Origin of the sequence: Mesorhizobium sp. M4A.F.Ca.ET.020.02.1.1 (genome assembly GCF_004022645.1) — a bacterium.
GTDB lineage: Bacteria > Pseudomonadota > Alphaproteobacteria > Rhizobiales > Rhizobiaceae > Mesorhizobium.
Genome location: NZ_RZOI01001085.1, coordinates 1 through 1,401, shown reverse-complemented (window position 1 = coordinate 1,401; position 1,401 = coordinate 1). Strand labels below are relative to the sequence as shown.

General features: G+C 60.2%; 2 protein-coding genes and 1 pseudogene. All 3 read left to right on the top strand.

Features of this window, described 5'->3' with window-relative positions; all coding sequences use genetic code 11:
- Positions 1 to 482 (top strand): RidA family protein (locus EN742_RS35025; protein ID WP_210214509.1); only part of this gene is annotated, 482 nt, incomplete at its 5' end.
- Positions 479 to 1,057 carry an SRPBCC domain-containing protein gene (locus tag EN742_RS35020; protein ID WP_189375734.1) on the top strand — a complete coding sequence of 193 codons (579 nt, stop codon included), beginning with the start codon at positions 479 to 481 and terminating at the stop codon, positions 1,055 to 1,057. The genes EN742_RS35025 and EN742_RS35020, both read left to right, overlap by 4 nt.
- Positions 1,058 to 1,217: 160 nt before the next feature.
- A pseudogene (locus EN742_RS35015) lies at positions 1,218 to 1,401 on the top strand (GntR family transcriptional regulator); the annotation flags it as partial.

Below are 1,401 nucleotides of genomic sequence, written 5' to 3'. Positions count from 1 at the left end.
CCCCGGGACACCCGAAAGCCCTGGCCAAGATCACCGAGCACAATTCGCCCCATGATGACCGAGACAAGGAGAATTCATTCATGACCATACAACGCGTTATCAGCGACAAGGTGACGGAAGCGGCCGCCGGCCTGTGGTCGAACTGCGTCGTCGTCGACGGCATAGCCTACATGTCCGGCCTTACGGCGCGCGGCCCCGACTTCAAGACCATCCTGGGGTCCGACGAATACACCCAGACCAAGGTCATCCTGGACAAGCACAAGGCGCTGGTCGAAGCGGCTGGCGGAAAAATGTCCGACTTCGTCAAGCTGACGATCTTCGTCACACGCATCGAGAACCGCGAGCAGGTCTGGAAGGCCCGCAAGGAATTCTTCCAAGGCGACTTCCCGGCATGCACGCTGGTCGAGGTCAGCAGCCTTGCAGCACCGGAAATCCTAATCGAGATCGAAGGCGTCGCGCACCTTGGCAAGGGCACTTATTGACGGCAACGTTCGCGCACGTGGAGGCCTGCATGCATCTGTCCGGTGAGCGCGTCATTGCCGCCCCGATCGAGACGGTATGGGGCGGGCTGCGCAACATCGCCGCCTTGAGGTCATCCATTCAAGGATGCGAGGAACTGTCGGGCTCGTCCGATGCCGAGTTGACGGCTCTGATATCGCGACCGAATGGATCGCACTCAACCCGCGTTGCGGGAGAGGCGAAGGTCACGGAGATCCAACCGCCACACTCCTGCCGCATCGCTGGCAGGCTCACCCACGCGGGCCACGCATTGGCCAGCATTTCGCTGGACCTGCGGCTGATGACGGTTCCGGACGGCACGCGCCTGATCTACGAAGCCGAACTGGCTTTCGGCGAAATGATTGCCGAGGCCGATGCGCGGACGGCGGAAAGCCTGGCGGGCATCGAGATCGATCAATTCTTCTCCAGCTTCGCGGTAGCGATCGCGCGGTTGCCCGTTTTCTATTCTCCTCCGGCGGGACGGGCGGACGCCAATCTCGTCAAATGGGCGCAGTTGCTGCTGAAGCCTGCCCGCCCGGCAGATCCACACCGGCCCTGAACGCGGCCGGCAATTGGTGCGACGACTGGCCGGATACCGCTCGATAGCGCGGCCATCTATTTTGTCGCAAAGCAACATGTATTTCTCATATTTTTTTGATATATTATGGTTGTGCCAAAAGCATTTTCATTTGGTACGCTGAGTCGGGATTGAATAGCAGATGAAAGATCGCACGAGAAAACCGGCTTCGGGCCGCAAGGGGCGGGCAGCTTCGACGCCGGCGAAAAACCTCACCGAGCAAGCCTACGAGCAGATAAAGGACAAGCTGATATCGGCCCAATACGTTCCGGGACAGTTCCTCCAGGAAACCAAGGTCGCGGGCGAGCTCAGGCTTGGCCGCACGC